Annotated in this window: 30 protein-coding genes; 12 read left to right on the plus strand and 18 right to left on the minus strand. The window is 69.3% G+C overall.

Annotated features, from left to right (window positions below):
• Nucleotides 1-23 precede the first annotated feature (23 nt).
• Complete coding sequence (locus QRT08_RS08070) at nt 24-515, minus strand: metallophosphoesterase (protein ID WP_286045427.1); 492 nt, start codon at nt 513-515, stop codon at nt 24-26.
• 73 nt (nt 516-588) lie between these two features.
• On the opposite strand from QRT08_RS08070, the gene QRT08_RS08075 reads away from it, so the two are divergent.
• Together QRT08_RS08075 and QRT08_RS08080 are read left to right on the plus strand one after the other, a co-directional pair.
• Entirely contained in the window at nt 589-747 is a 159-nt protein-coding gene (locus tag QRT08_RS08075; RefSeq protein ID WP_286045428.1) for a DUF7559 family protein, read from the plus strand.
• A gap of 2 nt (nt 748-749) precedes the next feature.
• A complete protein-coding gene (locus QRT08_RS08080; RefSeq protein WP_286045429.1) occupies nt 750-1,205 on the plus strand; it encodes an Hsp20/alpha crystallin family protein in 456 nt (151 codons plus the stop codon).
• Here the strand turns inward: QRT08_RS08080 and QRT08_RS08085 are convergent.
• The 4 genes from QRT08_RS08085 to QRT08_RS08100 all read right to left on the minus strand — a co-directional run bounded on the left by QRT08_RS08085 (nt 1,202) and on the right by QRT08_RS08100 (nt 4,271).
• Nucleotides 1,202-2,305: an NAD(P)/FAD-dependent oxidoreductase gene (locus tag QRT08_RS08085; RefSeq protein ID WP_286045430.1), complete on the minus strand. Its 1,104-nt coding sequence runs from the start codon at nt 2,303-2,305 to the stop codon at nt 1,202-1,204. The two genes, QRT08_RS08080 and QRT08_RS08085, sit on opposite strands and share 4 nt — an antisense overlap.
• A 41-nt stretch (nt 2,306-2,346) precedes the next feature.
• Nucleotides 2,347-3,126: a DUF7388 family protein gene (locus QRT08_RS08090; protein WP_286045431.1), complete on the minus strand. Its 780-nt coding sequence runs from the start codon at nt 3,124-3,126 to the stop codon at nt 2,347-2,349.
• 132 nt (nt 3,127-3,258) lie between these two features.
• The gene (locus QRT08_RS08095; RefSeq protein ID WP_286045432.1) at nt 3,259-3,840 is read right to left on the minus strand and encodes an NUDIX hydrolase; all 582 of its coding nucleotides are present in this window, start codon (nt 3,838-3,840) and stop codon (nt 3,259-3,261) included.
• A gap of 23 nt (nt 3,841-3,863) precedes the next feature.
• The gene (locus QRT08_RS08100; RefSeq protein WP_286045433.1) at nt 3,864-4,271 is read right to left on the minus strand and encodes a DUF7109 family protein; all 408 of its coding nucleotides are present in this window, start codon (nt 4,269-4,271) and stop codon (nt 3,864-3,866) included.
• 74 nt (nt 4,272-4,345) lie between these two features.
• Between QRT08_RS08100 and QRT08_RS08105 the strand changes: the two genes are divergently transcribed.
• On the plus strand, nt 4,346-4,576 hold the full coding sequence (locus QRT08_RS08105) for a hypothetical protein (protein ID WP_286045434.1): 231 nt from the start codon (nt 4,346-4,348) through the stop codon (nt 4,574-4,576).
• 113 nt (nt 4,577-4,689) lie between these two features.
• Here QRT08_RS08105 and QRT08_RS08110 read toward each other — a convergent pair whose 3' ends face one another.
• The 6 genes from QRT08_RS08110 to QRT08_RS08135 all read right to left on the minus strand — a co-directional run bounded on the left by QRT08_RS08110 (nt 4,690) and on the right by QRT08_RS08135 (nt 9,342).
• Nucleotides 4,690-5,775 (minus strand): glycosyltransferase family protein, encoded by a 1,086-nt coding sequence (locus tag QRT08_RS08110; RefSeq protein WP_286045435.1) that lies wholly within the window; start codon nt 5,773-5,775, stop codon nt 4,690-4,692.
• 37 nt (nt 5,776-5,812) lie between these two features.
• Nucleotides 5,813-6,985, minus strand: coding sequence for an MFS transporter (locus QRT08_RS08115; RefSeq protein WP_286045436.1), 1,173 nt, complete (start codon nt 6,983-6,985; stop codon nt 5,813-5,815).
• Between the two features lie 184 nt (nt 6,986-7,169).
• The gene (locus QRT08_RS08120) at nt 7,170-7,574 is read right to left on the minus strand and encodes a TRAM domain-containing protein (RefSeq protein ID WP_286045437.1); all 405 of its coding nucleotides are present in this window, start codon (nt 7,572-7,574) and stop codon (nt 7,170-7,172) included.
• 13 nt (nt 7,575-7,587) lie between these two features.
• Nucleotides 7,588-8,259: a YkgJ family cysteine cluster protein gene (locus QRT08_RS08125; RefSeq protein ID WP_286045438.1), complete on the minus strand. Its 672-nt coding sequence runs from the start codon at nt 8,257-8,259 to the stop codon at nt 7,588-7,590.
• 36 nt (nt 8,260-8,295) lie between these two features.
• Nucleotides 8,296-9,036, minus strand: a complete 741-nt coding sequence (locus QRT08_RS08130) for an MBL fold metallo-hydrolase (RefSeq protein ID WP_286045439.1) — start codon at nt 9,034-9,036, stop codon at nt 8,296-8,298.
• Between the two features lie 30 nt (nt 9,037-9,066).
• Nucleotides 9,067-9,342, minus strand: a complete 276-nt coding sequence (locus tag QRT08_RS08135) for a MarR family transcriptional regulator (RefSeq protein ID WP_286045440.1) — start codon at nt 9,340-9,342, stop codon at nt 9,067-9,069.
• Between the two features lie 125 nt (nt 9,343-9,467).
• Between QRT08_RS08135 and QRT08_RS08140 the strand changes: the two genes are divergently transcribed.
• The 4 genes from QRT08_RS08140 (at nt 9,468) to thsA (ending at nt 13,351) form a co-directional block, all read left to right on the plus strand.
• Nucleotides 9,468-9,866 (plus strand): PPOX class F420-dependent oxidoreductase, encoded by a 399-nt coding sequence (locus QRT08_RS08140; RefSeq protein ID WP_286045441.1) that lies wholly within the window; start codon nt 9,468-9,470, stop codon nt 9,864-9,866.
• A gap of 40 nt (nt 9,867-9,906) precedes the next feature.
• A complete protein-coding gene (locus QRT08_RS08145; RefSeq protein ID WP_286045442.1) occupies nt 9,907-10,614 on the plus strand; it encodes a class I SAM-dependent methyltransferase in 708 nt (235 codons plus the stop codon).
• Nucleotides 10,615-10,675: 61 nt separating this feature from the next.
• Nucleotides 10,676-11,629 carry a glycosyltransferase family 2 protein gene (locus tag QRT08_RS08150; protein WP_286045443.1) on the plus strand — a complete coding sequence of 318 codons (954 nt, stop codon included), beginning with the start codon at nt 10,676-10,678 and terminating at the stop codon, nt 11,627-11,629.
• A gap of 162 nt (nt 11,630-11,791) precedes the next feature.
• Nucleotides 11,792-13,351: a thermosome subunit alpha gene (gene thsA / locus QRT08_RS08155; protein WP_286045444.1), complete on the plus strand. Its 1,560-nt coding sequence runs from the start codon at nt 11,792-11,794 to the stop codon at nt 13,349-13,351.
• 47 nt (nt 13,352-13,398) lie between these two features.
• On the opposite strand, the gene QRT08_RS08160 is transcribed toward thsA, so the two are convergent.
• From QRT08_RS08160 to QRT08_RS08180, 5 genes are all read right to left on the minus strand, one after another.
• Complete coding sequence (locus QRT08_RS08160) at nt 13,399-14,010, minus strand: DUF8130 domain-containing protein (protein ID WP_286045445.1); 612 nt, start codon at nt 14,008-14,010, stop codon at nt 13,399-13,401.
• Between the two features lie 73 nt (nt 14,011-14,083).
• The gene (locus QRT08_RS08165; protein ID WP_286045446.1) at nt 14,084-14,698 is read right to left on the minus strand and encodes a trimeric intracellular cation channel family protein; all 615 of its coding nucleotides are present in this window, start codon (nt 14,696-14,698) and stop codon (nt 14,084-14,086) included.
• Between the two features lie 57 nt (nt 14,699-14,755).
• Nucleotides 14,756-15,964 carry an MFS transporter gene (locus QRT08_RS08170; RefSeq protein ID WP_286045447.1) on the minus strand — a complete coding sequence of 403 codons (1,209 nt, stop codon included), beginning with the start codon at nt 15,962-15,964 and terminating at the stop codon, nt 14,756-14,758.
• 46 nt (nt 15,965-16,010) lie between these two features.
• A complete protein-coding gene (locus QRT08_RS08175) occupies nt 16,011-16,781 on the minus strand; it encodes an SAM hydrolase/SAM-dependent halogenase family protein (RefSeq protein WP_286045448.1) in 771 nt (256 codons plus the stop codon).
• Entirely contained in the window at nt 16,778-17,296 is a 519-nt protein-coding gene (locus tag QRT08_RS08180; RefSeq protein WP_286045449.1) for a nicotinamide-nucleotide adenylyltransferase, read from the minus strand. The genes QRT08_RS08175 and QRT08_RS08180 overlap by 4 nt, the downstream gene beginning before the upstream one ends.
• A gap of 111 nt (nt 17,297-17,407) precedes the next feature.
• On the opposite strand from QRT08_RS08180, the gene lonB reads away from it, so the two are divergent.
• Both lonB and QRT08_RS08190 read left to right on the plus strand, forming a co-directional pair.
• On the plus strand, nt 17,408-19,444 hold the full coding sequence (gene lonB, locus QRT08_RS08185; RefSeq protein ID WP_286045450.1) for an ATP-dependent protease LonB: 2,037 nt from the start codon (nt 17,408-17,410) through the stop codon (nt 19,442-19,444).
• Between the two features lies 1 nt (nt 19,445).
• The gene (locus QRT08_RS08190) at nt 19,446-20,147 is read left to right on the plus strand and encodes a CPBP family intramembrane glutamic endopeptidase (protein ID WP_286045451.1); all 702 of its coding nucleotides are present in this window, start codon (nt 19,446-19,448) and stop codon (nt 20,145-20,147) included.
• A 2-nt stretch (nt 20,148-20,149) separates the two neighbouring features.
• Here the strand turns inward: QRT08_RS08190 and QRT08_RS08195 are convergent, their stop codons facing one another.
• Nucleotides 20,150-20,404, minus strand: coding sequence for a hypothetical protein (locus QRT08_RS08195; RefSeq protein WP_286045452.1), 255 nt, complete (start codon nt 20,402-20,404; stop codon nt 20,150-20,152).
• 44 nt (nt 20,405-20,448) lie between these two features.
• Nucleotides 20,449-20,907, minus strand: a complete 459-nt coding sequence (locus tag QRT08_RS08200) for an MGMT family protein (RefSeq protein WP_286045453.1) — start codon at nt 20,905-20,907, stop codon at nt 20,449-20,451.
• A gap of 77 nt (nt 20,908-20,984) precedes the next feature.
• On the opposite strand from QRT08_RS08200, the gene trpC reads away from it, so the two are divergent.
• From trpC to trpA, 3 genes are read left to right on the plus strand one after another with little or no spacing between them, the layout of a single operon-like run.
• Complete coding sequence (gene trpC, locus QRT08_RS08205) at nt 20,985-21,737, plus strand: indole-3-glycerol phosphate synthase (protein ID WP_286045454.1); 753 nt, start codon at nt 20,985-20,987, stop codon at nt 21,735-21,737.
• Nucleotides 21,734-22,966 carry a tryptophan synthase subunit beta gene (gene trpB, locus QRT08_RS08210; RefSeq protein ID WP_286045455.1) on the plus strand — a complete coding sequence of 411 codons (1,233 nt, stop codon included), beginning with the start codon at nt 21,734-21,736 and terminating at the stop codon, nt 22,964-22,966. The genes trpC and trpB overlap by 4 nt, the downstream gene beginning before the upstream one ends.
• Complete coding sequence (trpA, locus tag QRT08_RS08215; RefSeq protein ID WP_286045456.1) at nt 22,963-23,844, plus strand: tryptophan synthase subunit alpha; 882 nt, start codon at nt 22,963-22,965, stop codon at nt 23,842-23,844. Before trpB ends, trpA begins: the two co-directional genes overlap by 4 nt.
• Nucleotides 23,845-23,864 lie beyond the last annotated feature (20 nt).

Here is a 23,864-nt window from a genome sequence, read left to right on the forward strand (position 1 = left end):
AACCACCGGAACGACAAAAGCCGTTATACCCGGTGGAACTCGATCTCGTCGTTCTCGGTGTCGACGACCGCCACCGTCCGGTGTTCCTCGGGGACCGTCGGGAAGTGTGCGCCGGGGTTCACTACCAGAGTCCCGTCGACAGCCCGTTCCTCGCGTTCGTGGTGGTGGCCGTAACAGACGTAGTCGTACTCGCCCGCCTCTGCGTAGCCCGCGACCTCCTCCTTCGACTCCCCGTGGAGCACGGCGAAGCGCGCCCCGCCGAGTTCGAGGTCGGCGAAGCGACCGTGGAGTTCGCCGTCGATCTCCTCGAAGCCCGCCTCGAGACCCTCGACCTCGCCGTCGTTGTTGCCGAGCACGCCGTGGACCGAAAAGCCCTCGAAGAAGGGGAGCACCGGCGGGGCGATGAAGTCGCCACAGTGGATCAGGGTCCCGATCCCCTCCTCTCGGAACAGGTCGGTCGCGCGCTCGATCGCCGCGACGTTGTCGTGAGTATCGGAGATGACGCCGACTCTCATAGGGGCTGGTCGGCGGGCGCGCACTTAGAACTCACCCACGGCATTGATAACCGCGGCGGGCTTACACCATCGCATGCCCGCGACCCTCGAAGTCGTCTGTACGGACGACGACTGCGAACTCGACATGTTCGAACTCCACTACACCTACGACATGCCCGACGACGTCGGCGTCGAGGACTTTCAGTGTCCCTACTGTGGGGGCGTCGACTGCCTCGAGGCCGTCGAACTGTGACCATGAAGGTCTGGGAGATCGGGAAGTCGGTCGGCAACCGGGTCGCAGAAAGCGTCGGCCGGGTCGCGAGCCGCGTCCAGGAGTCACGCCCGCTCGCGGTCGACTTACTCGAGAGCGACGACGCCTACCTCGCGGTCTTCGACGCGCCGGGCGTCTCGGGCGGCGACGTGCAGGTCCGGTTCGTCGACGGCGAGGTCCGCGTCCGCCTCGAACGGTTCCGCGAGTTCCACGAGGGCTTCGAGATGCGCCTGCCCGGACGCGGCCTCTCGCTCGACGGCCACGTCCGACTGCCCGAACGCGCGGTGGTCGACGCCGAGGCCGCGACGGCCACGCTCAAGGACGACGGCACGCTGCAGGTCCACGTCCCCAAGAGCGACGAGGAGGGCGCGACGACCGTCACGATCGAGGACGCCGACCCGACGGATGCGGACGACACGACGGGCGACACCTCCGATTAGAGCGCCAGTCCCTCGACGATCGGGAACTCCTCCTCGCCCGTGAATCGCGTCGGGTCGAACGCCCCTATTCCCGGTTCGCCGCGCACCTCTCGTGCGATCCGCTCGCCGAGCGCCGGCGCGCGCATGAACCCGTGGCCCTGCCAGCCGGTCGCGACGTACAGCCCATCCGCGAGCCAGCCCAGAAGCGGATCGCCGTCGGGCGTCGCGGTACAGAGCCCCGCCCACGCCCGCTCGACTGTCGGTTCCGGGAGGCCGAACCGCTCGCTCGTCCGTTCGAGCGCGGACGCGACGAACGCCCCGTCGGCCTCCCGGTTCCATCCCTCGGGGTCGCTCTCGACCTCCTCGGTACCGTCTCCCACGAGCAGCCCGTCCGGGTGGGGCCGGAAGTAGAAGCCGGCGCTCGCGTCGTATCCCATCGGCGTCTCGAGAGCGGCGTCGAGGACGAGCGCCTGCACCCGGTAGGGTTTCATGGCGATCGAGCGGCCCGCTTCCTCGAGGATTCGCTTCGTGTGTGCGCCCGCCGCGACGATCATTACGTCGAACGCCTCGCGCTCGCCGTCGGCGAGGACGCCCCCCTCCGCGAGCGAGACGGGCGTGTGCGTCCTGATGTCGACGCCCGCCGCGCGCGCCCTCTCGGCCATCACCTCCGCGTAGGTCGCGGGGTCGGTCCAGCCCGCGTTCCGCGCGAGGGCGGCCACGCCCGCGTCGTCGGTGTCGAGCGCGGGCGCGAGGTCGGCGAGGTCCTCCGGAGCGAGGAGTTCGGCGTCGATTCCGTGGCGCTTCATCCCCGCGACCTGCTCGCGGATCGCGTCGCCCCGGCGGTCGTCGTCCTCGTGGGCGAACCAGACGTAGGGGGTCTCGTGGAACTCGAACTCGCCGTCGCCCGAGAGTTCCCGAAAGCGCTCGATCGAGCGCCGGCCGATCCGCGCGTCGATCTCCCCGGCGTAGGCGTCGTAGAGCACGCCCGCCGCCCGGCCCGTGCTCCCCGCGGCGAGCGCGTCGCGCTCGAAGAGGGTCACGTCCTCGCCGGCCGCAGCGAGGTCGGAGGCGGCCGTGAGGCCGACCGCCCCGCCGCCGACGATCCCGATCTCCCGCGTCATGGACGGGCGAACCGGCCCGGACGCCATAGCCGTGGCGGTCCTCACCTTAGAAACGACTCGATGCCGCGGGCGGGGTAGCCGACGACCGTGTCCGCGCCGGCCTCCCGGAGCGCCGCGACCTGTCGGCGGACCCCCTCGGGAGCGCCCACGAGCGCGAAGTCGCCGCTCGCGGCCAGCAGCACCTCGCGGGCGCGGTCGGTCGCCGACGAGTCGGTCGGTGCGCCCTCGGGCAGCGCGCTCGCGACGGGCCGCCTGCGGGCGACGTACGCCCCGAGCGCGTCGAGCACCGCATCGGGGTCCTCGGTCAACACCGTCGGCGCGTAGACGGCGATCTCGCCCGAGAAGCCCGCCGCCCGGAGCGCGCGCAGGTCCCGCGGCGTCGAGCGACCCAGCAGTTCGAACTGGGGCGCGCCGGTCGCCAGCGCGAGGCGTTCGACCCCCTCGGTGCCGACCCACGCCCCCGGCGCGCCCTCCGCGGCCGCACCCAGGCGCGGCGCGAGCGCCTTTTCCCGTTCCTTCTCGCCGAGGTAGGCGCTGTGACCCGCGACGAGCACTCGCCGAACCCCCCCGGGGAGCGCCGCGAGCAGCGAGTCGTCGCCCAGCGGGTCGAAGCCGTCGGCCCGGACGGGCGTCGTGAGGTAGACCTCCTTCTCGGCGGCGAGCGCTTCGAGCGCCCCGCGCTCGGGGAGGTGCCGCCGCCCCTCGTAGTCGATCACGACCGTCTCGAACGGGAGGTCCACACCGCGGGAGACGTCACACTCGGCGGGTTTGAGCGCGGCGGCGTCCAGCCCCGTCGAGCGCGCCCGCTCACCGGCCAGCATCGTTTCCTCCGAAGCGCCGGTCACCGTCGGCCCGGAACGCGATCCCCCGCAGACCGGTCCGCGAGTCCCCATAGCGTCTGTGCGGTCATACCCCTCGTAGGGAGGGTCGGGCGCAAAAGCGTGTCGTTCGGCCTACCCGTAGGACTCGGGATCAAGGCGTGCGGGCGCGCGCCACTCCGTGGTGAGTTCGAGCAGTTGGACCACGATCCGCCCCGTCGCGCCCCAGACGGTGTAGCCGTCGACGTGGAAGTAGTGGATGACGATCTCGCCGTAGTAGGGGTGCTCGCGGTGTTCGAGTTCGTGGTTCGTCTCGTCGGTGAGTCCCGCGACCGGGAGGACGGCAATCTCGGCGACCTCGCGGTCGTTCGGCTCGTAGACCCGGTCGGGGATCTCCACGACGAACGGCGTGACCGAGAACTCGGTGACCGTGCGGATGTCGTCGAGTTGGCCCACGAGATCGACCTCCTCCTCCCGGAGGCCGATCTCCTCGCGGGCCTCCCGCAGCGCGGTCGCGTAGATGCTCTCGTCGTGGGTCTCGCGCCCGCCGCCGGGAAAGCTCATCTGGCCGGGGTGGTCCGAGAGGTCGTCGGCCCGCTTCGTAAAGAGCAGGTGGGGCTCGCCCGCCCGGTGGACGACGGGAACGATCACCGCCGCCTCGCGCCGCTCGTCCGTGACCCGGCGGGGCTCCCGACCGGCGACCCAACTGAGGTCCATTGGTGGATCTATCGGCTCCGGCACTATAGCCGTTCTTGCTCGCCGTCGCGCACCCCGCTCGCGTCGACCGGGGCCCACGCCTCCACGTCGTAGCTCACCTCGCGCGCCAGTGCGGGGTCGTCCTCCGCTCGCAACGAGTCGAGGACCGCCTCGCCCGCCGCCTCCCGGTCCACCTCGCGTTCTGGCACGTCGAGGATGTGCGGCAGGTCGCCCGCGCCCTCGGGGAGCGTCGGGAACGCGGCGGGGCCCGCCAGGATCAGACCCTCGTGTTCGACCAGCGCGTAGGCGTCGATGGCCTCATCGATCCGCTCGTTGGGGCCTGTCTCCTCGTCCTGACGGAAGGCGAGTTCGGATCGCGCCCACGCCAGTTCCTCGCGCGTGAGCGCGCCGAACAGGTCGCAGATCCCCGCGAGTTCGTCGTCCGTGAGCATGGTCCCCCATCGGGCGGGCGGGGGGAAGAACCCCTCGACACAACGGCTTTCCCGACGGCCACCCTTCCCCCGGTATGGACGACACCGCGCTCCTCGAAGCGGTCCGCGAGGCCGACCCGGCGACGGGCGAACGGATCGCCCACGCCCTCGACGCCGACCCCGCCGCCGTCGAGGCGCGTCTCGAGGAGCTGAAGGGGGCGGGACGGGTCGCCCACGAGGCGGGCGAGTGGCGACTCGCGCGTGACCCGCGCCTCGATTCGAGCGTCGAGCGGATGGCCGACCGCCTCGGGCGCGAGCGCCGGTAAGGATCGTACCGTCGGCCGTACGGACGTACCCACCGCCGGGAACGAGTGGCCGAGACACCGCCGGGACCGGTCGGATCGTCGGAGTCCTACGTACAGAGGTACGGCCGACGGTATCAGAGCGCGTCGAGCGCCCGTTCGCTCGCGTCCGCCACAGCCCCGGGTGCGAGGTCCACCCCGGCCCACGCGGGGAGGCGGTCGTCGCCCTCGGCGGGAGCGATCGCCTCGGCGTAGGCGTCGACCTGCGAGCGTTCTTCCTCCCGATCGTACGCCAGCCCGTTGAACGCGGCGTCGGCGGCGTAGCCCGCGAGGAACCGCTCGGCGACCTCGCGGTAGCGCTCGGGGAGCGTGTCGAACTCGGGGACGATCCCCCTGTCGGCGAGCGCGCGAAACAGCGCGCTCGCGACGTGCCCGCTCATGCCGACGAGGCCGGTCTCGCCGCTCACCGCCCGGTGGTCGTGTTCGTGGACGCCCAGGTCGACCTGGACGGTACCCGAAAAGCCGGCGGCCCCGAACGCCTCGCCCAGCAGGCCGGTCTCGAGCCCCCAGGCGGGTTCGGGGCGGACCTCGCGGGCGACCCGCGAGGTGAAGCCCATCTCGCCGGCCAGCGCGTAGCGAAACGCGCCGAGATACTCGAGGATCGGCTCCGGGTGGCGCTCTCCGAGCGCCGCGACCAGCGGCTCGTAAAACAGCCTGAACAGCCGCCCGTAGAGGCGGTCGTTCTCGACGCGGGCGTAGTAGCCCTTCGAGAAGTCGAACTCCGCGAGGGGGGCCACCAGCCGCGGGACGTGGGCCGCGTCGTAGCTCTTCACGTCGGCGTCGTGGAGCGCGACGAACTCCTCGCGGGCGGCCAGCCCGAGGCCCAACCAGACGTCCCGTCCCTTGCCCGCGGGTCCCTCGATGCCGCGGTCGGCGAGGAGGTCCTCGACCGCCGGCGCGTTACACCAGAGCGGGGTGAGCGGGAGGTCGAACCCCGAGAGCCACTCGGCGAACGCCCCGACGCGGTCGGCAGGCGCGCGAAGCGGGACGATCACGCGGGCGGGGTCGACGCGTTCGAGCGTCTCGAGGGTTCGCTCGGGGGCCAGGCCGGCGTACTCGCGGTCGGTCATCGGGACGACCACGGCGGCGCGATCCGTGGGCGCGTCGGGGACCTGGCCCGTCAGGTCGTGGAGCGTCGCAACCTGCTCCTGGACGTACTCCATCGTCCCTCCCTTCGGGCGAGCGGGTAAAAGCGGGCCGTTACGCGCTCGCGGCCGCCGGCAACCGGCCCGCGGTCCGCAGGAGGGCGAACGCGCCCACGACGGCCACGACCACGAGCGCGAGCGCCTGAAACACCGTGTCGTAGGCGACGCCGGCCTCGACGAGTTCGCCGACGAACCAGCTCCCCAGCGCCTGTCCGAACATCATCCCGCCGCTGAAGGTGGCGTAGGCCCCGCCGCGGTGCTCGTCGGGAAACGACGACAGCAGGAACGTGTCGGCCGCGGGGAACATGCTGTGGACGGCGTAGCCGACGACCGCGCTCAGGACGACGATCCCGAGCAGGCCGGTGGTGACGGTCAACAGGAGGACGCCCGCGGCGAACGCCGCGATGACCGCGAGCAGGTAGGGGACGGTCGGCAGGCGGTCGACCAGCCGCCCGCTGATCCAGAAGGCGGGCACGCCGGCGGCGAAGGCGACCGTCAGCAGGTTCCGCGCCGCTCCGGGGTCGAACCCGCGGGCGGCCTCCATGTAGGAGGGGTAGAAGTTGAACAGCCCCTGCCAGAGGAAACTCGCCGTCCCGAAGACCGCGACCCCGAGGGCGATGAGGCGCCACTCGCCCCTGATCGCGCCGAGGAAGTCGCGGTCGACGCCGCTGGCGGCCGGGAACGTCGTTCGCTTGGCGGTCCGGTACAGCACGAGCGTCGAGACGAGCGCCGCGACGCCGACGAGGGCGAACACCAGCCGCCACGAGACGAACAGGGCGAGCGTCACGAGGGGCGCGGCGACGACAGCCGCGAGCTGGGTCGCGGTGCCGTGGATCCCGAGCATCCGGCCGACCTGTCCCGAGTAGAGTTCGCTGATCAGCGGGTTGGCGGCGACGAAGTACCCGCTCGTGGCCGTCCCGATCAGGAACGCGCCCAGCGCGAGCGTCACCACCGAGTTCGCGAACGTCGCGAGCAGGGACGACCCGGTCAGGGTCGCGCCCGCCAGGAGCACGACCCGGTGGCGGGGGACGACCGTGAGGAGGTAGCCGATCGGGATCCTGGGGAGGGCGCTACCGGTCCAGACGAGGGTGACGACCAGCCCGATGGTTCCCGGACCCACGGAAAAGGCCGCCTGCAGCGGCTCGACGAGCGGCGCGTAGACCACGCGCACGAGGTTGACGAGGAACGCCATCGAACACAACGACGCGAACAGCCGGCTCCGTGACACCGTCTCGACGGAGGCGCGGGCGGGGGGCAACCCTTTCGGAACGCGGCGGGGTTGCCGGAGAAACGGCCGGTCGCGCGGGTACCCGCGACCGCGGGGACGACGGTCGGGGGGCCGTGTATGGGATCGTGTGATCGCGGGGGCGGTGCGGGTCCTCGAAGGCGGTTCGCGGCGACGGGAGCGGGGGTTAGATCGACTCCTCGATGATCTCGCCGACCGCGAAGTTGGACTTGACCTCGCTGATCTCGACTTTCACCTGCTCGCCGATCTCGGCACCGGGGACGATGATGACGTACCCCCGCTCGACGCGGGCGATCCCGTCGCCCTGCTTGCCGATGTCCTCGATCTCGACGTAGCGGATCTCGCCCTGCTCGACCGGCGGTTGGGGCTCGGTCGAGGGGCGGCGTTTCGTGGAGGCGTCGTCCTCCTCGGACGCGCCCGCCTCGCGGGAGATGAGCGCGACGCGGTAGGTGTCGCCGGGTTCGATCGACCCGGTCTCGACCTCGCTCTCGGGGATCCGAACGACGTACTCGCCGTCGCTCTCGGTGAGTTCCGCGTTGAACAGACACAGGAGTTTATCAGAGATTTGCATGGAGACCTCCACGCTACTCGTGGGTGTCGCCCCTATTAGTAGTGTCGCCGATTTCGCGACCGTCGGGGCGTTTGGGCCCCTCCGAGTCGTGGACCACCGTCGACCCCTCGGCGGGCCGATAGTTCTCGCGCACCCCGATGGCCTCCTCGAGTTCCCGGATCGCGCGCTCCTTGAGCGCCCCCGCCAACGCCTCGGCGTCCTCACGCGAGATCTCCCGCCCGAGCCCCTCGCACTCGTGGGCGCGAACCATCCCCTCCGAATCGACCGCCTCGCCCATCGGCTGGCTCGTCCCGCCGAGCGCCACGCTGAAGGGGTAGGTCCGACAGATCAGCGGGCGGTCCTCGTGGACGGTACAGGCACCCACGCCCGCCTCGTCCTCGGCATAGAAGGTACAGTCCCCACAGCCGTCGGTCTGGAGCGCCCACTCGAAGGTCTGGCCCTCGCCCTCGTCCAGACCGTAGGGCATCGGTCGGGCGACGTCGTTCCACGTCCGATCGTCCCCGGTCGCCCCCTGTAGCTCCCGGACCTCGTCGGGGAAGACGGTCGCGGTGTGGGACTCGTCGGCCTCGCTCGTACAGCAGGCCCCACACCGGGTGCACTCGAAGCCGATCGACTCGACGGCGTCGGCCACGTCGTCGGTGTCGAGGGCGCGGGCGCGTTCGAGTTCGGCTTCGAGCGACTCCATGGTTCGACGAGGGCCCCGCGGGCCAAAAGACCGTCGTCAGGCCCGGGCGCGCTCGCCGTCCCACTCGATCTCGTCCTCGTTCGCGAGCTTTTTCAAATGAGCCTCGACGGTCAGCGCCGCGAGGTCCTCGACCCCCGCGAGGTCCCTCTCGTAGGCCGCGTCGCGGATCGCCGCTATCGTTTCGTTGCCCGCTTCGACCGCCCGCAGGACCCGGCGTTCGCGTTCCAGCCGGTGGTCGATCAGCCAGTCGAGGCGTTTCGTCGGCGCGTCGATCACCTCGCCGTGGCCCGGATAGAGGACCACGGGATCGAGGTCTCGGACCCTGCGTAGCGAGTCGAGGTACGTCGCCACGTCCGCGCCCGCGCCGCCGACGAAGACGCTGCCCTCGGCCATCGCCAGATCGCCACAGAGGACGCCCCGTCCGGTCGAGAAGGCGACGTGATCGGGCGCGTGACCCGGCGTCTCGAGGACCGTCAGCCCGGCGAGACGGTCGCCCTCCGAGAGGGTCTCGTCGGGCGAAACGCCGGTGACCTCCTCGAATCGCTCGGCGTGGCCCGACAGCGCCCACACCGTCCGGGAGTCGGCGTAGTGGGCGAGCGCGCCGACGTGGTCGGGATGGGTGTGCGTGACGGCGACGTGACTCGCCGACTGGGCGGCGGCGTCGAGGGCGTCGGTGCGCGTCGCGGGGTCGATCAGGAGGTCGCCCACGCGATAGGCGTTGGTCGTCCCGGTCGGCGCGCGCGTGGGCGTCGGGACCGAGAACCGGTCGATGTCCATGGGGAGGGTTGGCCGCCCCGAATCGAGAAGCTACCGGCGGAGGAAGTAGACCTGCTTTCTGGCGTCGCGGAAACTGTACCGCGAGCCGACGAGTCCGACCTCTTCGAGGCGGTTCAGCGCGTAGCGGACGGTCCGGTCGGGCAGCAGCGACTCCTCGGCGAGTCGCCCCTGCGAGAGCGGGGCGTCGGTCTCGAGGACCTTCGCGACGAGTTTCGCGCTCGGAGGCAGTTCGATCAGCCGTTCCCTGTACTCGTCCTCCGAGAGGACGCCCTCGGACCCACCCGGACTGTCGACACGTGTGCTCATACTACCCCTCCCGAGTCGGTTGTGGTAAACGTTGGCTATATGTGTGTGAAAACAATATATACACAGTAAGGTGTATAATTGTCACACTGAGGAACGGCTTTCCGGCCGCCCGACGAACGGGCGACATGGAGAAGATACCCGAGGAGTACGAGGACCTGTTCGAGCGGCGCACGTTCGCCCACTTCGCGACGCTGATGGAGGACGGCACGCCGCAGGTGACGCCGGTGTGGGTCGACTACGACGGCGAGCACGTCCTGATCAACACGGCGCGGGGTCGTCAGAAGGAGCGAAACGTGAGTCGCGATCCGAAGGTCGGCGTGTCGATCGCCGACCCCGACGACCCCTATCGGTTCGTCTCGATCCGGGGGGAGGTCGAGGCGATCACGGAGGAGGGGGCGGTCGATCACATCGACTCGCTGGCCCGGCGGTACATGGACGTCGAGGAGTACCCCTACCACGGCGAGGAGGGGGGCGAGCGCGTCGTGATCGAGATCCGGCCCGACCGGGTGGTCACGGGCCAGTGATCCAGTAGGACTTTATTCCCCGACCGGAGTATGTGGGGGTGTGAAGGGCAAGGAGTGGTACCAGACGACCGAGGTCGCCGAGGAGTACGAGGACAAACGGTTCTCCCGCGGCGGCCGGCTGATCGACCGCCGGGAGAAGGAGGCGGTCAGCGCCGCGCTCGGGGATCTGAAGGGGAAGAACGTCCTCGAGATCGCCTGCGGAACCGGCCGGTTTTCCGTGATGCTCGCCGCGCGCGGCGCCAACGTCGTCGGCCTCGACATCTCGGACGCGATGCTGTCACAGGGCCGCGAGAAGGCCCGCGGGGCGGGCCTCTCCGAGCGCGTCGAGTTCGTCCGCGGCGACGCCGCCCGCCTGCCGTTTCCGGACGATCACTTCGACGCGGTGCTGGCGATGCGCTTTTTCCACCTCATCCCCAACCCGGATCGCTACCTGCGGGAGATCCGCCGGGTGACGAACGGGCGATTGGTGTTCGATACGTTCAACACGCCGAGCACGCGCTCGATCTACAACTGGCTGTTGCCGATGGGATCGCGACTCTACGCCGACGACGACGTCCGCGCGATGCTCGACCGAACCGGGTACGACCTGGCCGATTCGAGCCACGACTTCCTGCTTCCCTATGGGTTGTACCGGGCGATCCCGCGCGCGCTCGCGGACGGCCTCTACCGGATCGAGTCCGGCCTCCGACACACGGAGGTCGGCGACGACTTCGCGTCGGTCTCGTACTGGAACGCTCGTGTCAACTAGCGATCGAGTGGCGGGTATCGGTCCACTGTATTTTTAGTGTTCGGGTGCGGTATCCGGTGATATGGAGTTCTCCGTCGTGGTCCCGACACTGAACGGTCGGCGACAGCTCGTGGGCTGTCTCGACGCGCTCCGCGAGCGCCTGCCGACCGCGGAGACGGTCGTCGTCAACGGGCCTTCGACGGACGGAACCAGCGGGATGCTCCACGAACGCCCCGACGTGGACGTGCTCGTGGAGATCGCCGACAGGAACATCAACGTCGCGCGGAACGCCGGCCTCGAGGTCGCCAGCGGCGAGGTGGTGGCGCTGCTCGATCAGGCCCACCGGATCGAGGACGGCTGGGCGGCGGCGATCGAGTCGGGGGTCGGCGAGGCGGACGCCGTCACCGGGCCGACCCACCGCCCGGTTCGCGGCGGGATCACGACCGAGGCGCGCGAACGACGGACCATCGCCGGTCGGGAGGTCACGTACTTCAACGGCGGGAACGTCGCGCTGACCCGCGAGGCGATCGACGACCTCAACGGGTTCGACGAGTACCTCGAAACGGGTGGAGCGCGCGATCTGGCCCACCGGCTCGCAGGGCAGGGCAGGGGAGTGAGCTGGCAGGCGGGGATGGGCGTCCGCGAGGGGATCGAGACCGACGGTGGCGACGACAGCGACCCGCGGATCGTCCACCGGGCGACCAGTTTCGTGAGCAGCGAGACCCACCAGCGCTGGGGGCTCAAGTACCGGGCGCTCGCCTACCGACTGGCGAAGAACTACGGCCCTCGACCCACCGTCCTCCGGCGGCTCGCCGGCCACACGGCCGTCGACGGGGTGGCCTCGGCCCGCGGCGTCCTTCGGGGAAGCGTGAGGCCGACGGCGTGGATCGGCGGCGGGAGCGCCGTCTCGACGAACACGCTGATCGGGCTGAAGGACGGCCTCATCGCGCGCGTGAGCGACCGGACGCCACGGCGGAACCCCTACGGGATCTCGGGCCGGCGGGACCGGGCCGTCGAACGGTACGACTGGCGGTGAGAGCCTGCGACGCTCGAACGTCGGCGGACCCGCGCTCGTCGGGGCAGCCGTAACTCGCCGGGACTGTTACAGCATCGCAGAGGAGGAAGGAACGGGAAAGTTTATATAGAACCGCTAACGACCCATATCTGAGCACTTATGTCACAAGCATCACAGCGACGCATGGGCGGACAGCCGATCTTCATCCTCAGCGACGACAGCTCCCGCACGCAGGGACGGGACGCACAGTCCTCGAACATCGCCGCGGGCAAGGCGGTCGCGGAGGCCGTCCGGACGACGCTCGGCCCCCGCGGGATGGACAAGATGCTCGTCGACAACTCGGGCGAGGTCGTCATCACCAACGACGGGGCGACCATCCTGAACGAGATGGACATCGAGCACCCCGCCGCGCAGATGATCGTCGAGGTCGCCCAGACCCAGGAGGACGAGGTCGGCGACGGGACGACGACGGCCGCCGTGTTGGCGGGACAACTGCTCGCGCAGGCGGAGGACCTGCTGGAGGACGACGTTCACCCGACGACGATCGTCGAGGGGTACCACGAGGCCGCCGGGATCGCCCAGCAGGCGATCGTCGAGGCGACGCTCGACGAGGAACTCGACGCGGAACACCTGAAGGCGGTCGCCGAGTCGAGCATGACCGGCAAGGGCACCGGCGACGTCAGCGCCGAGCGACTCGCCGAACTCGTCGTCGAGACGATCGAGGGGGTCCGGACCGACGAGGGGATCGCGCGCGACGAGATCCGCGTCCAGACACAGGTCGGCGGCTCTTCGAGCGGGACGAAGCTCGTCGAGGGCGTCATCGTCGACGAGGAGCCCGCGAACGACGACATGCCCCGCTCGGTCGAGGACGCCACCGTGGCGGTGCTCGACATGGAACTGGGCGTACGCGAGGCGAGCATCGACGCCGAGTACAACATCACCGACATCGAACAGCTCAACGCCGCGATCGAGGCCGAGGAGGGAGAACTCCGGGGCTACACCGAGGCGCTCTCGGAGGCGGGCGTCGACGTCGCTTTCGTCACCGACGACGTCGAGGACCGCGTCGCGAGCGCGCTCGCCGACGCCGGCATCCTCGCGTTCGAGAACGTCGGCAACAAGGACGCCCGCGCCATCGCCCGCGCGGTCGGCGCCAAACGCATCGGCACCCTCGAGGACCTCGACACCGACGACTTCGGCTACGCCGAGTCGATCTCCGTCGAGAAGTACGGCGACGACGAGTTCGCGTTCGTCGAGGGCGGCGCCGAGGCCGAGGCCGTCACCCTGTTCGTCCGCGGCGGGACCGAACACGTCGTCGACGAACTCGAACGCGCCGTCACCGACGCGATCGACGTCGTGACCGCCGCGCTCGATTCGGGCGGGATCGTCCCCGGCGCGGGCGCGACCGAGATCGCCATCGCCGAACGCGTGCGCAGCGAGGCCGCCGGGGTTTCGGGGCGCAAACAGCTCGCCGTCGAGGCCTTTGCCGACGCGGTCGAGGTCCTCCCCCGCACCCTCGCGCGCAACACCGGCATGGACCCGATCGACGCGCTGGTCGACCTGCGCGCCGAGTACGATTCCACCGGAAGTGCAGGGATCATCTCGAAGGGCCAGACCGGCGAGGTCGGCGACCCGATCGAGGAGGGCATTTTCGACCCCGCCGCCGTCAAGCGCGAGGCCGTCGAGAGCGCCACCGAGGCCGCGACGATGATCGTCCGCATCGACGACATCATCGCCGCCGACTGAGCCGCGTCGCTTTCTGAAGTCGACTTTTTCGTGCGAACCGGGTTCCGTCAATCGGTCGGTTCCGAGCCGTCGGTGACTGCGAGTTCGAAGTCGGCCGAAACGCTCTCCGAGGCGTCTCGGGCCCTCACGCCCACGCCGATGCTGAACCGATACGTTTCGGGCGCCAGTCCGGGCGTGTCGCCGTGGAGTTCGTAGGTGTCCGCGACCGATTCGCCGCCAGCCACGTCCTCGACGAGGCCGATGTCCTGGACCCAGGTTACGCGCCGGCCCTCGGTTCCGACGTGGCTCGATCCCTCGTAGGCGTCCGTCCAGAGCGTGACGCCGGGTTCGTCGGGCGCGTCCTTCCGCTCCATCCACAGGACGCCGAACGGCCACGGCGCGCCCGAGGAGACCTCGATCGGCTCGTCGCCCTCGTTTCGCAGTTCGAACTCGATCTCGAAGGGGTCGTCCTCGGTGATCGTCTCGCGTCCGACCGCGAAGTCGAGTTCGAGCGGCAGTTTCTCGGCGGGGGATTCCTCCGTGACCGCTACGGAAACGGTGTAGAGCGTCTCCTCGGTTCCGTCGCCGTTCGTCGGATTTCCGCCGACACCCAGACAGCCGGCGCCGGCGATGCCGAGCAGGCCGGTCGTCGCCAGTTCGAGGGCGGTGCGCCGTCGCATACCGGATCGTCGGGCCAATGCACGAAAGGTCTTCTCGCCGTCGTAAAGCGCGATTCGACCGATAAGCCCGCGATCACACCGTCGGCAGCCGCGGTAGCCGCCAGCCGCGACGCAGCGCGAGCAGGCGAAGCGCGAGGACCAGCACGGCACAGCCGATCGTTGCGATCCCGACGGGGATACCGACCGAAACGCCGAGCCAGAAGGCCACGCCGCCGATCACGGCGGGCGTCGCGTAGAAGTCCTCGCGGAGGACGACCGGGACGCGCGCGAGCAGGAGGTCACAGAGGCTGCCGCCGCCGACGGCGGTCAGCGCCGCGAGGACGACGATCCCGAAGGGGGTGAGGCCGGCCTCGTGGCCGACCGACGCGCCGGTCGCGGCGAACGCGGCGAGCCCGACCGCGTCGGGAAGCACCACGAGCGGATGATCACGGAGGTCACCGAACCGTCGGATGATCACGACCGCGAGCGCGACGCCGAGGAGCACCACCAGCACGTCGGTCGTCGTGCGGAGCGCGAGCGGGACCTGCCCGACGAGCGTATCGCGGACGATCCCGCCGCCGAGCGCGGTCAGGATTCCGAGGACTGCGACCCCGAACAGGTCGAGATCGGCCTCCGCGCCCTTGAGCGAGCCGACGATGGCGAAGGCGAGCAGGCCGACCACGTTCATCAGCGCGAAGGCGTCGCTCATGCTGTCAGGATCGAATCGGTCCCGCGTAATCACCCGTTCGGTACGGCGACCGCCCGATCAGGAGTCCACGCCGGTCATCCGCCAGCCGGCGGCGGCGATGGCGATGCCGGCCAGCGCGATGACCGTCAGCCCGGGGGCGAACGACCCGGTCAGGTCCCGGAGCGAGCCGACGAGAAACGGGCCGAGGAACCCACCTAGTTCGCCGACCGCGAAGACGAAGCCGACGGCGGTGGCGGTCAGACCGGGTCCGATCCCCTCCAACTCGACCGGGATCGCGCGCAACAGCGGGCCGACCCCGCCGAGACCGATCCCGACCGCGACGATTCCGAGTGCGGCGATCACGAGGGCCGACTCCGCGACCAGCAGGACGAGCGTGCCGCCCGTCACGAGCATCCCCGAGAGAACGACCGCCGGACGGCGCGCCGAGAGGCGGTCCGAGAGCGGCGGGAGCGAGAGCGCGCCGACGACCTGGCCGGCCACCAGTACCGTGGTCGTGAGGCCGGCGAGGGCGGGGCGAACCCCTCGAGCTTCGAAGAGCGTCACGAGCCAGCCCTGCAGCCCGTGGCTCGCCGAGAGGTACGCCGTCCCGACGACCACGAGCAGGAGCATGGCGGGGTTCGAGAGCACACGATCGGCGTCCTCGCGAAGCGATCCGAGCGAGAATGTTCGGCTTTCGTCGCCGCTTCGAGGCTCGATCCGCGCAGTGGCGAGCCCCCAGACGAGCGCGAAGGCGACCGCCGCGAGGCCGGTGTAGAGGAACGTGGGCCGCCAGCCGCCGAGTGCCGGTCCTAGGAGGGGCCGCCCGACCGCAAAGGCGCCCGCCGACCCAGCGTAGGAACCCAGAACGTAGACGGTGGAGGCCGAGCCGGTTCTTTCAGGGGGAAACAGGTCCGCGACGAGTTTGGGCAGGCCGAAGGTGATCCCGGTCGCTCCCACACCGACGAGCAGGGTACAGGCGAGCAAGGAGGGAAAGTCCGCCGCGACGCTCCGGCCCGCGCCCGCGAGGCCGAATATCGAGAGCCCGAGGCCGACTCCGAGGCGGGGGCCGACGCGGTCGATGGCGAGCCCGCTGAGCAGCGAGAGGGGGATGTACGTGAGGGGGACCGCCCCGACGAGGACGCCCGCCTGCCAGTTCGAGAGCGAGAGGTCGGCGATCACGGGCGAGAGGAAGGCGGGCAGGAGGAACCAGACGAACAGCAAGCAGGCGTAGCTCGCGGCCCCGAGGACGAGCGCGACGTGATTCCACCGGTTCGCGGACCGGGTCACACGGGCCCTCCTCGACGGAGCGCCGTAAGCGCGCCGGTCCGGCGGGTCAGTACGAGACCCGGACCGGGGATTCGGCCTCGACACCGAACGCCTCGTCGCCGCGGCCGGCGTTGACCGCGAGTTCGACGTTGCCGTGGCTCCCGACGGTGACGAGTCGCTCCCCGGGGTCGACGTGTGCGTAGCTCCGCTCGGCGGGGACGGCCGTTCCGTTCACGGCGACGTCCCCGCCGAACCGCCCGTCCAGAACGTCGCCCGGGACGTTGGTGATCGCGTTGCCGAAGCCGTCGACCACGAGCACCTCGCCGACGGCCTCGCGCTCGCGCACCTCCGGGTCGGGAAACCGGAGGTCCGCGTGGTCGGTCGCCGAGAGCCACTCGATCCCTTCGAGTTCGTCGACGCCGGCCTCGTGGACCGCCGCGGCGACAGGTGCAAAAACGTCCCGGCCGTCGAACGTGCGCCCCTCGCCGTCGGTGCCGGGAAACGCCTCGTGGTCGGGGTCGATGGCGAAGGCCTCCGGCTCGCCGAGGCGGCGGGCCGCGGGGAGGAGGACGCCGTTGTCCGGTCCCACGAGGGCGTGCTCGCCGGCGCGGACGACCAGCGCCTTCCTCTCGGTGCCGACGCCGGGGTCGATCACGGCGAGGTGGACCGCCGGCGGGAACCACGGCAGGACTTCGCGCAGCCAGAACGCCGCCGTCCGGGGGTCCTGTCGGGGGAGGTCGTGGGCGACGTCGACGAGTCGGGCGTCGGTCCGCGAGCAGATCACGGCCTTCATCGCCGCCGGATAGGGCGTGCCGAAGTCCGAGGCGAGCGTAATCACGTTCCGTTGGCGTCGGTCTCACTGACCTGCTGGATGCGCTCGATGCCCTCCGTCTCGTAGATCACGTCGACGACCGCCTCGGGCACGAGCGACTCCCAGTCGCGGTCCTCGATCATGCGCTCTCGAACCTCGGTTCCCTCTAGCTCCTCGCGGTTGAACATCGGCGACTGGCGCACCTCGACGCCCGCCTCCTCGAACAGCCGGATCACGAGGGGGTTGTTCGAGTACGCGACATCGAAGTCGGGGCTCATGCTCTGGACGTGGCTGACCCAGACGGAGTTGCGATCGAGGTCCTCGATCGGGACGGCGTAGGTCACCAGGTCGTAGTCGACCAGCGATTTGGTGATCATCATGATGCGCTCGCCGGCCGTGAAGGGATCGTGTCTCGAGTGTGAATCGCCCGCGCTGCCGATCCCGAGGACGAGCTCGTCGACCTCGCTCGCGATCCGGTCGACCATCCGGTGGTGCCCGTTGTGGTAGGGCTGGAACCGACCGATGTAGAACCCCCGTGTCATCGTTCCGTCCCTATCGACAGCGCGGGGGAGTAAAAGCGTAGCGAGTCCGCCGGCGGCAGGGAGAAAGTATATCAGTTCCGCAACCTTCGTTTTCACCAGCGACCAGATTCTATGAGCAACGAGAGAGACACCGGAGATCGCCCCGTAGACGGGGTGAGCGAGTCGTCGGGCTCGGAGCCCGACGACACCCGCGACGAGCCCCCGCAGGAGGGCTCGAACGACGGGTTCGGGAGCGACGTCGATGTCGGGTTCGACGCCGAGATCGAGGAGGACGAGGACGACCTCCTCGGGGGGTTGCGAGTCGAGTCCACCGAGGACATCAAGGTGCCCGAGAAGCTGGTCGATCAGGTGATCGGCCAGGACCACGCCCAGGAGATCGTCCGCAAGGCCGCCAAACAGCGCCGACACATCCTGATGATCGGGTCGCCGGGGACCGGCAAGTCGATGCTGGCCAAGGCGATGACCCAACTCCTGCCGAACGAGGACCTCCAGGACGTCCTGATCTACCACAACCCCGACGACGGCAACGAGCCGAAGGTTCGCACTGTGCCCGCAGGAAAGGGCGAACAGATCGTCGACGCCCACAAGGAGGAGGCCCGCAAGCGCAACACGATGCGGACCATCCTGATGTGGCTGATCATCATCGTCATCCTGGGGTACTCCCTCTTTATCGGGAACATTCTCTTGGGAATCATCGCCGCCGCGATCATCTACCTCGCGTTCAAGTACGCGAACCGCGGCTCCGACGCGATGATCCCGAACCTCCTGATCAACAACGCCGACCGCACCACCGCGCCCTTCGAGGACGTGACCGGAGCCCACGCCGGCGCGCTGTTGGGCGACGTCCGCCACGACCCGTTTCAGTCCGGCGGCATGGAGACGCCCTCCCACGATCGGGTGGAAGCCGGCGGGATCCACAAGTCCCACCGCGGCGTGCTGTTCATCGACGAGATCAACACGCTCGACGTGCGCAGCCAGCAGCATCTGATGACCGCCATCCAGGAGGGCGAGTTCTCCATCACCGGGCAGAGCGAGCGTTCCTCGGGGGCGATGGTCCAGACCGAACCGGTCCCGTGTGACTTCATCATGGTCGCGGCGGGCAACCGCGACGCCCTCGAGAACATGCATCCCGCACTGCGCTCGCGGATCAAGGGCTACGGCTACGAGGTGTTCATGGACGACACCATCGAGGACACCCCCGAGATGCGTCGCAAATACGCGAGATTCGTCGCCCAGGAGGTCGAAAACGACGGCCGGCTCCCGCACTTCACGCGCGAGGCCGTCGAGGAGGTCATCCTCGAGGCCAAGCGCCGCTCGGGTCGCAAAGGCCACCTGACGCTTCTCTTCCGAAGCCTCGGCGGGTTGGTCCGTGTGGCGGGCGACATCGCCCGCTCGGAGGACGCCGAGTTCACGACGCGCGATCACGTCCTCCAGGCGAAAAAGCGCTCGCGGTCGATCGAACAGCAGCTCGCCGATACGTTCATCGAGCGCTACAGCGACTACGACATGACGATGAACGAGGGCGGCGTCGTCGGCCGGGTCAACGGACTCGCCGTGATGGGCGACGATTCGGGTATCGTCAAGCCGATCATGGCCGAGGTCACGCAGGGCCACGGCGAGGTGATCGCGACGGGCAAGCTCCAGGAGATCGCCCAGGAGTCGGTCCAGAACGTCTCGGCGATCATCAAGAAGTTCACCAACCAGGATATCAACGAACTGGACGTCCACATCCAGTTCCTGCAGTCCTACGAGGGCGTCGAGGGCGACTCGGCGTCGATCTCGATCGCGACGGCGGTGATCAGCGCCCTCGAGGAGATCCCGATCGCCCAGGACGTCGCGATGACCGGCTCGCTGTCGGTGCGTGGCGACGTGCTGCCCGTCGGCGGCGTCACCCACAAGATCGAGGCCGCGGCGAAGGCCGGCATCGACACGGTGATCATCCCCAAGTCCAACGAACAGGACGTCATGATCGAGGACGAGTACAAAGAGCAGATCGAGGTGATCCCCGTCAGCCACATCAGCGAGGTGCTCGACATCGCGCTGGTCGGCGAACCCGAAAAGGACGGGCTGGTCGACCGCCTGAAGCAGATCACGACCGCGCTCGAACGGGACAGACAGGTCCCGGGCGGCAGTCCCGCCCCGCAGTAGCGTGGCCGAGTGGGCGACGTTCGTCGGCCTGACGGGCGTCGTCACGGTCCTCCTTCTCGCGCTCGCTCACGCCTCCCGGTCGGCGATCGACGAACCCGATCCCGACGTCGAACTCACGAGCGGGCTCCTGCTCGTCAACGTCGCGCTCTCGCAGGGCGTGCTGCTGGGCGTGCTGCTCGCCGCGGCGTGGTACACCGAAATACCGCTCGCCGCCGTCGGCCTCGGCGCGGGTACGACGGGAACGAGGGCGCTCGCGATCGGCGTGGGTCTCGGGTTCGTTCTCTATCTCGGCTCCGAACTCGGCGGTGCGACCGCCGATCGACTCGGGTTCGAGTACGACGAGGGACTGCGCGAACTCCTCGCGCCCGGGTCCATCGGCGGGTGGGCCGTCCTCCTGGGGTTCGTCCTCCCGGTGATCGCCCTCTTCGAGGAGTTCCTCTTCCGGGCGGCGCTGATCGGCGTCGTCTGGGCGGGCTACGGCGTCTCGCCGTGGCTCCTCGCTCTCGTTTCCTCGGTCCTCTTCGCGGTCGGCCACGGCGCACAGGGCCGGACGGGGGTCGCCGTGACCGGCCTCCTCGGCTTCGCGCTCGCGGCGGGGTTCATCGTGACGGAAAGCCTGCTCGTCGTCGTGATCGCACACTACCTCGTGAACGCGCTGGAGTTCGTCGTCCACGAGGGGCTAGGAGTCGAGTGGGCGGCGTAGAATCAGTACGGACCGCGCAGGAAGACGTTGTAGGCGCGAACGCCGCCGACCAACAGCAGCGTCACGCCGAGAAACGTCCAGCCCCCCGAGAGGGCGAGGAGTTCGCGTTCCATCCCGGGGAGGAAGCCGGTGACGAAGAGGTACGTCCCCATGAGGAGGGCGAGCCACCCGAACGAGACGACGAGCCCACAGACGATGCAGCCCCGCGCGTAGTCCCGTGTCGGTGTCGATGCGAGATCGGCGAGCGATGTCGACATACCATATCGTAAACGTATTATAATAAATATATTTTGGCCGATGGTTATCGGTTCGATTCGAGCGAGCGCAGCAGGCGTGTGATTTCCGGGGAGAGGGCGTTCGGGCCGTCGGCGACCCGGTGATCCGGGATCAGGATCGGAACCGGGTTCGATTCGAGCGCGGCGCGCACGACGGCCTCGTCCTCCTCGTCGAGGCCGGGCGTCGTGCGGGCGAGCGTCGCCACGTCGGTCGTCTCACCGAAGGGGATCGCCCGCGCCTTCTCGAGCACCGCCCGGTGGTCCGTGGGCACCGTGAGCGCGATCGGGACATCCTCGAAGTCGTCGTGTTCGCCCCCGAGATAGCGCTCGATCCGGTCGAGCAACGCGTGGCCGCGCGTGGCCTCCTCGGAGGGCGTGTCGGGAAGCGAGAGGCTGATCACGCGTCCCGACGCGATCCCGATCTGGACGACGCGGTCGATCCCCGCGATCTCGCGTGCGTAAATCCCCGTGTCGCTCTCGTCCATACCGAACGGAGGGGCGAGGCCGACTTCAACCCCGTGACGCAAGCCTTATGTGCAAATCCGTCCGTTAGTGTACAATAATGAACGCTAGCGATCCGGTCGCACCGGCCGTCGAGTCGATCCTGCGGGCGGCACGCGAACGCGAGGGGGGCGGAGAACGCCTCTCGGTCGAGGCGCGGTCGTTCCCCGAGGCGGTCGCCGCCGTCGAGCGTGAGGGCCGCGTGCCGGTGATCGCGGAGGTCAAGCCGACCAGTCCGACGACCGACGGGGTTCGGACGGACGATCCCGTCGGGTTGGCGAGGGAGATGGTCGCGGGCGGGGCGACGGCGCTGTCGGTGCTGACCGAACCCGAGCACTTCGGGGGCTCGCCCGGGACGCTCGAGGCCGTGCGCGGGGCCGTCGACGTTCCGGTGCTCCGCAAGGACTTCGTCCTGCGGGAGTCGCAGATGGACGTCGTCGAGGCCGACCTGATCCTGTTGATCGCCCGGTTCGTCGACGATCTCGAAGGGCTCGTGACGGCGGCGAGAGAGCGGGGATTCCAGCCGCTCGTCGAGGTCCACACCCGCGAGGAACTGGCGACGGCGGTCGGGGCCGGCGCCGAGATCATCGGAATCAACAACCGCGACCTCGCCCGGTTGGAAGTGGATCTGAACACGTTCGAGGAGGTCGCGAGCGAGGCCCCCGACGATGTACTGTTGATCGCGGAAAGCGGGATCGGCTCGAAGGAAGACGTCCGGCGGATGCGCGGGACGGGCGCGGACGCGCTGTTGATCGGTACCGCCATCATGGACGGCGACGTACGCGAGAACACGAGGCGATTCACCACAGCATGAGCACGAGCAAGTTCGGACGCTACGGCGGCCAGTACGTCCCCGAGGCGCTGATGCCCGCGATCGAGGAACTGGAGGACGCGTACCAGCGGTTCGTTCTCGAAAACGACGAGGGGTTCGTGGACGAGTTTCGCGCCCGACTGCGCGATTTCGGCGGGCGACCCACGCCGCTCCAGCACGCGGAAGCCCTCTCGGCGCGCTACGACCGGGAGGTCTATCTCAAACGCGAGGACCTCCTCCATGGAGGCGCCCACAAACTGAACAACGCGCTGGGCCAGGCCCTGCTCGCGAAGTACATGGGCAAGGGTCGGATCATCGCCGAGACCGGGGCCGGACAGCACGGCACCGCGACGGCGATGGCCTGTGCCCATCTGGGGCTGGACTGCGAGATCTACATGGGCGAGCGCGACATCAACCGCCAGCGCCCCAACGTCTTCCGGATGCGCCTGAACGGGGCGGAGGTCAACCCGGTGACGACGGGGCGGGGCACGCTGAAGGAGGCCATCTCGGAGACGATGCGCGACTGGGCCACGTCGGTCGAGGACACCCACTACGTGATCGGGAGCGTCGTGGGCCCGCACCCCTTCCCGCGGATGGTCCGGGACTTCCAAGCGGTGATCGGCGAGGAGGCCCGCGAGCAGATCCGGGAGAAGGCGGGACGGCTACCCGACAGCGTGCTCGCGTGTGCGGGTGGCGGGTCGAACACGATGGGCGCCTTTGACGAGTTCGTCGCGGACGGCGTGGGATTGTACGCCGTCGAGGCCGGCGGAAGTAGTTTAGAAGTCGACGAGGCGGCCGGCGTCGCGCCCAACTCGGCGTCGCTCTCGACCGGAAGCGAGGGCGTCCTCCACGGCGCGCGAACGAAGCTCCTGCAGGACGCCGACGGCCAGATCATGGAATCGCACTCCGTTTCGTCGGGGCTGGATTACGCCGGGGTGGGTCCGGAGCTCGCCCACCTCGTCGACGAGGGCCGGGTCACGCCCGTGAACGTCGACGACGACGGGGCGCTGGAGGCGTTCCATCGCCTCTCCCAGTTGGAGGGGATCATCCCCGCGCTGGAGACGGCCCACGCGTTCGCCTTCCTCGAAGAGGAGTACGAGGACTTGGGAGAGGTCGTGATCGTCAACGTCTCGGGACGGGGCGATAAGGACCTCGAATCGGTGATCGAGGAGACGGCCGAACGCGACATCGAGGGCACGCCCGACATGGATGTCTTCCGAGGTGGACGATGAGTCCGAGTCGCATCGACGAGGCGCTCGCCGAGGGCCCGGCGTTCATCCCGTACCTCGCGGCGGGCGATTCAGGTGTCTCCGGGAGCGAAGCGACCGGAGGCTCGGAAGACGTTCCGTCTTCCGGCGTCGAGTCGACCAAGGAGTACGTCCGCGCGCTGGTCCGTGGCGGGGCCGACATCGTCGAACTCGGACTGCCCTTCTCGGAGCCGATCGCGGAGGGCTCGACCATCCAGAACGCGATCGTCCGCTCGCTTTCGGGCGGGATGACCCCCGACGTGTATTTCGATCTCGTCGAAGATCTGGACGTGGGGGTACCGATCGTCTGCATGACCTACTACAACCTGATCTATCGATACGGCGACGAAGAGGGTCCGGAGCCGTTCGTCCGTAGGGCCGCTGAGGTCGGAATCGACGGCTTCGTCGTGCCGGACTTGCCCGCCGAAGAGGCCGACCCGCTCCGGGAGGCCTGCGATACCTACAGACTGGACCTGATCTTCATCGTCGCGCCGACCACGCGCGGCGAGCGGCTGAGACGGATCATGAGTCAGGTCTCGGGCTACGTCTACGTGCAGGCGCGCCTCGGAACGACGGGTGCGCGCGCGGACGTGAGCGATCAGACCGATACGAGCCTCGGACGTCTGGAAGAGTGGGACGTTCCCAAAGCGGTCGGCTTCGGGATCAGCGAGCGCGAACACGCGGAACGCATCGTCGCGGGCGGTGCCGACGGGATCATCGTCGGAAGCGCGCTCGTCGATATCGTAGCCGAGGGCGAGACGGACGAGGGAACCGTCGCCGAGCGCCTCGAACGGAAGGCTCGTGAGCTGAAGGAGGGTGCGCTGGCCGGGGCCGAAAGCCGGCCGCAACCGGAACGTCCATAACCGCTCCATGCCGGAGTGTC

Source organism: Halalkalicoccus sp. NIPERK01 (assembly GCF_030287405.1).
In the GTDB taxonomy this organism is placed as follows: Archaea; Halobacteriota; Halobacteria; order Halobacteriales; family Halalkalicoccaceae; genus Halalkalicoccus.

Excerpts from the sequence above, each read along its gene's own strand:
- QRT08_RS08070 (WP_286045427.1), bottom strand. The coding sequence starts at position 515 with ATGAGAGTCGGCGTCATCTCCGATACTCACGACAACGTCGCGGCGATC.
- QRT08_RS08075 (WP_286045428.1), top strand. The coding sequence starts at position 589 with ATGCCCGCGACCCTCGAAGTCGTCTGTACGGACGACGACTGCGAACTC.
- QRT08_RS08080 (WP_286045429.1), top strand. The coding sequence starts at position 750 with ATGAAGGTCTGGGAGATCGGGAAGTCGGTCGGCAACCGGGTCGCAGAA.
- QRT08_RS08085 (WP_286045430.1), bottom strand. The coding sequence starts at position 2,305 with ATGACGCGGGAGATCGGGATCGTCGGCGGCGGGGCGGTCGGCCTCACG.
- QRT08_RS08090 (WP_286045431.1), bottom strand. The coding sequence starts at position 3,126 with ATGCTGGCCGGTGAGCGGGCGCGCTCGACGGGGCTGGACGCCGCCGCG.
- QRT08_RS08095 (WP_286045432.1), bottom strand. The coding sequence starts at position 3,840 with ATGGACCTCAGTTGGGTCGCCGGTCGGGAGCCCCGCCGGGTCACGGAC.
- QRT08_RS08100 (WP_286045433.1), bottom strand. The coding sequence starts at position 4,271 with ATGCTCACGGACGACGAACTCGCGGGGATCTGCGACCTGTTCGGCGCG.
- QRT08_RS08105 (WP_286045434.1), top strand. The coding sequence starts at position 4,346 with ATGGACGACACCGCGCTCCTCGAAGCGGTCCGCGAGGCCGACCCGGCG.
- QRT08_RS08110 (WP_286045435.1), bottom strand. The coding sequence starts at position 5,775 with ATGGAGTACGTCCAGGAGCAGGTTGCGACGCTCCACGACCTGACGGGC.
- QRT08_RS08120 (WP_286045437.1), bottom strand. The coding sequence starts at position 7,574 with ATGCAAATCTCTGATAAACTCCTGTGTCTGTTCAACGCGGAACTCACC.
- QRT08_RS08125 (WP_286045438.1), bottom strand. The coding sequence starts at position 8,259 with ATGGAGTCGCTCGAAGCCGAACTCGAACGCGCCCGCGCCCTCGACACC.
- QRT08_RS08130 (WP_286045439.1), bottom strand. The coding sequence starts at position 9,036 with ATGGACATCGACCGGTTCTCGGTCCCGACGCCCACGCGCGCGCCGACC.
- QRT08_RS08135 (WP_286045440.1), bottom strand. The coding sequence starts at position 9,342 with ATGAGCACACGTGTCGACAGTCCGGGTGGGTCCGAGGGCGTCCTCTCG.
- QRT08_RS08140 (WP_286045441.1), top strand. The coding sequence starts at position 9,468 with ATGGAGAAGATACCCGAGGAGTACGAGGACCTGTTCGAGCGGCGCACG.
- QRT08_RS08150 (WP_286045443.1), top strand. The coding sequence starts at position 10,676 with ATGGAGTTCTCCGTCGTGGTCCCGACACTGAACGGTCGGCGACAGCTC.
- thsA (WP_286045444.1), top strand. The coding sequence starts at position 11,792 with ATGGGCGGACAGCCGATCTTCATCCTCAGCGACGACAGCTCCCGCACG.
- QRT08_RS08160 (WP_286045445.1), bottom strand. The coding sequence starts at position 14,010 with ATGCGACGGCGCACCGCCCTCGAACTGGCGACGACCGGCCTGCTCGGC.
- QRT08_RS08165 (WP_286045446.1), bottom strand. The coding sequence starts at position 14,698 with ATGAGCGACGCCTTCGCGCTGATGAACGTGGTCGGCCTGCTCGCCTTC.
- QRT08_RS08180 (WP_286045449.1), bottom strand. The coding sequence starts at position 17,296 with ATGACACGGGGGTTCTACATCGGTCGGTTCCAGCCCTACCACAACGGG.
- lonB (WP_286045450.1), top strand. The coding sequence starts at position 17,408 with ATGAGCAACGAGAGAGACACCGGAGATCGCCCCGTAGACGGGGTGAGC.
- QRT08_RS08195 (WP_286045452.1), bottom strand. The coding sequence starts at position 20,404 with ATGTCGACATCGCTCGCCGATCTCGCATCGACACCGACACGGGACTAC.
- QRT08_RS08200 (WP_286045453.1), bottom strand. The coding sequence starts at position 20,907 with ATGGACGAGAGCGACACGGGGATTTACGCACGCGAGATCGCGGGGATC.
- trpC (WP_286045454.1), top strand. The coding sequence starts at position 20,985 with ATGAACGCTAGCGATCCGGTCGCACCGGCCGTCGAGTCGATCCTGCGG.
- trpB (WP_286045455.1), top strand. The coding sequence starts at position 21,734 with ATGAGCACGAGCAAGTTCGGACGCTACGGCGGCCAGTACGTCCCCGAG.
- trpA (WP_286045456.1), top strand. The coding sequence starts at position 22,963 with ATGAGTCCGAGTCGCATCGACGAGGCGCTCGCCGAGGGCCCGGCGTTC.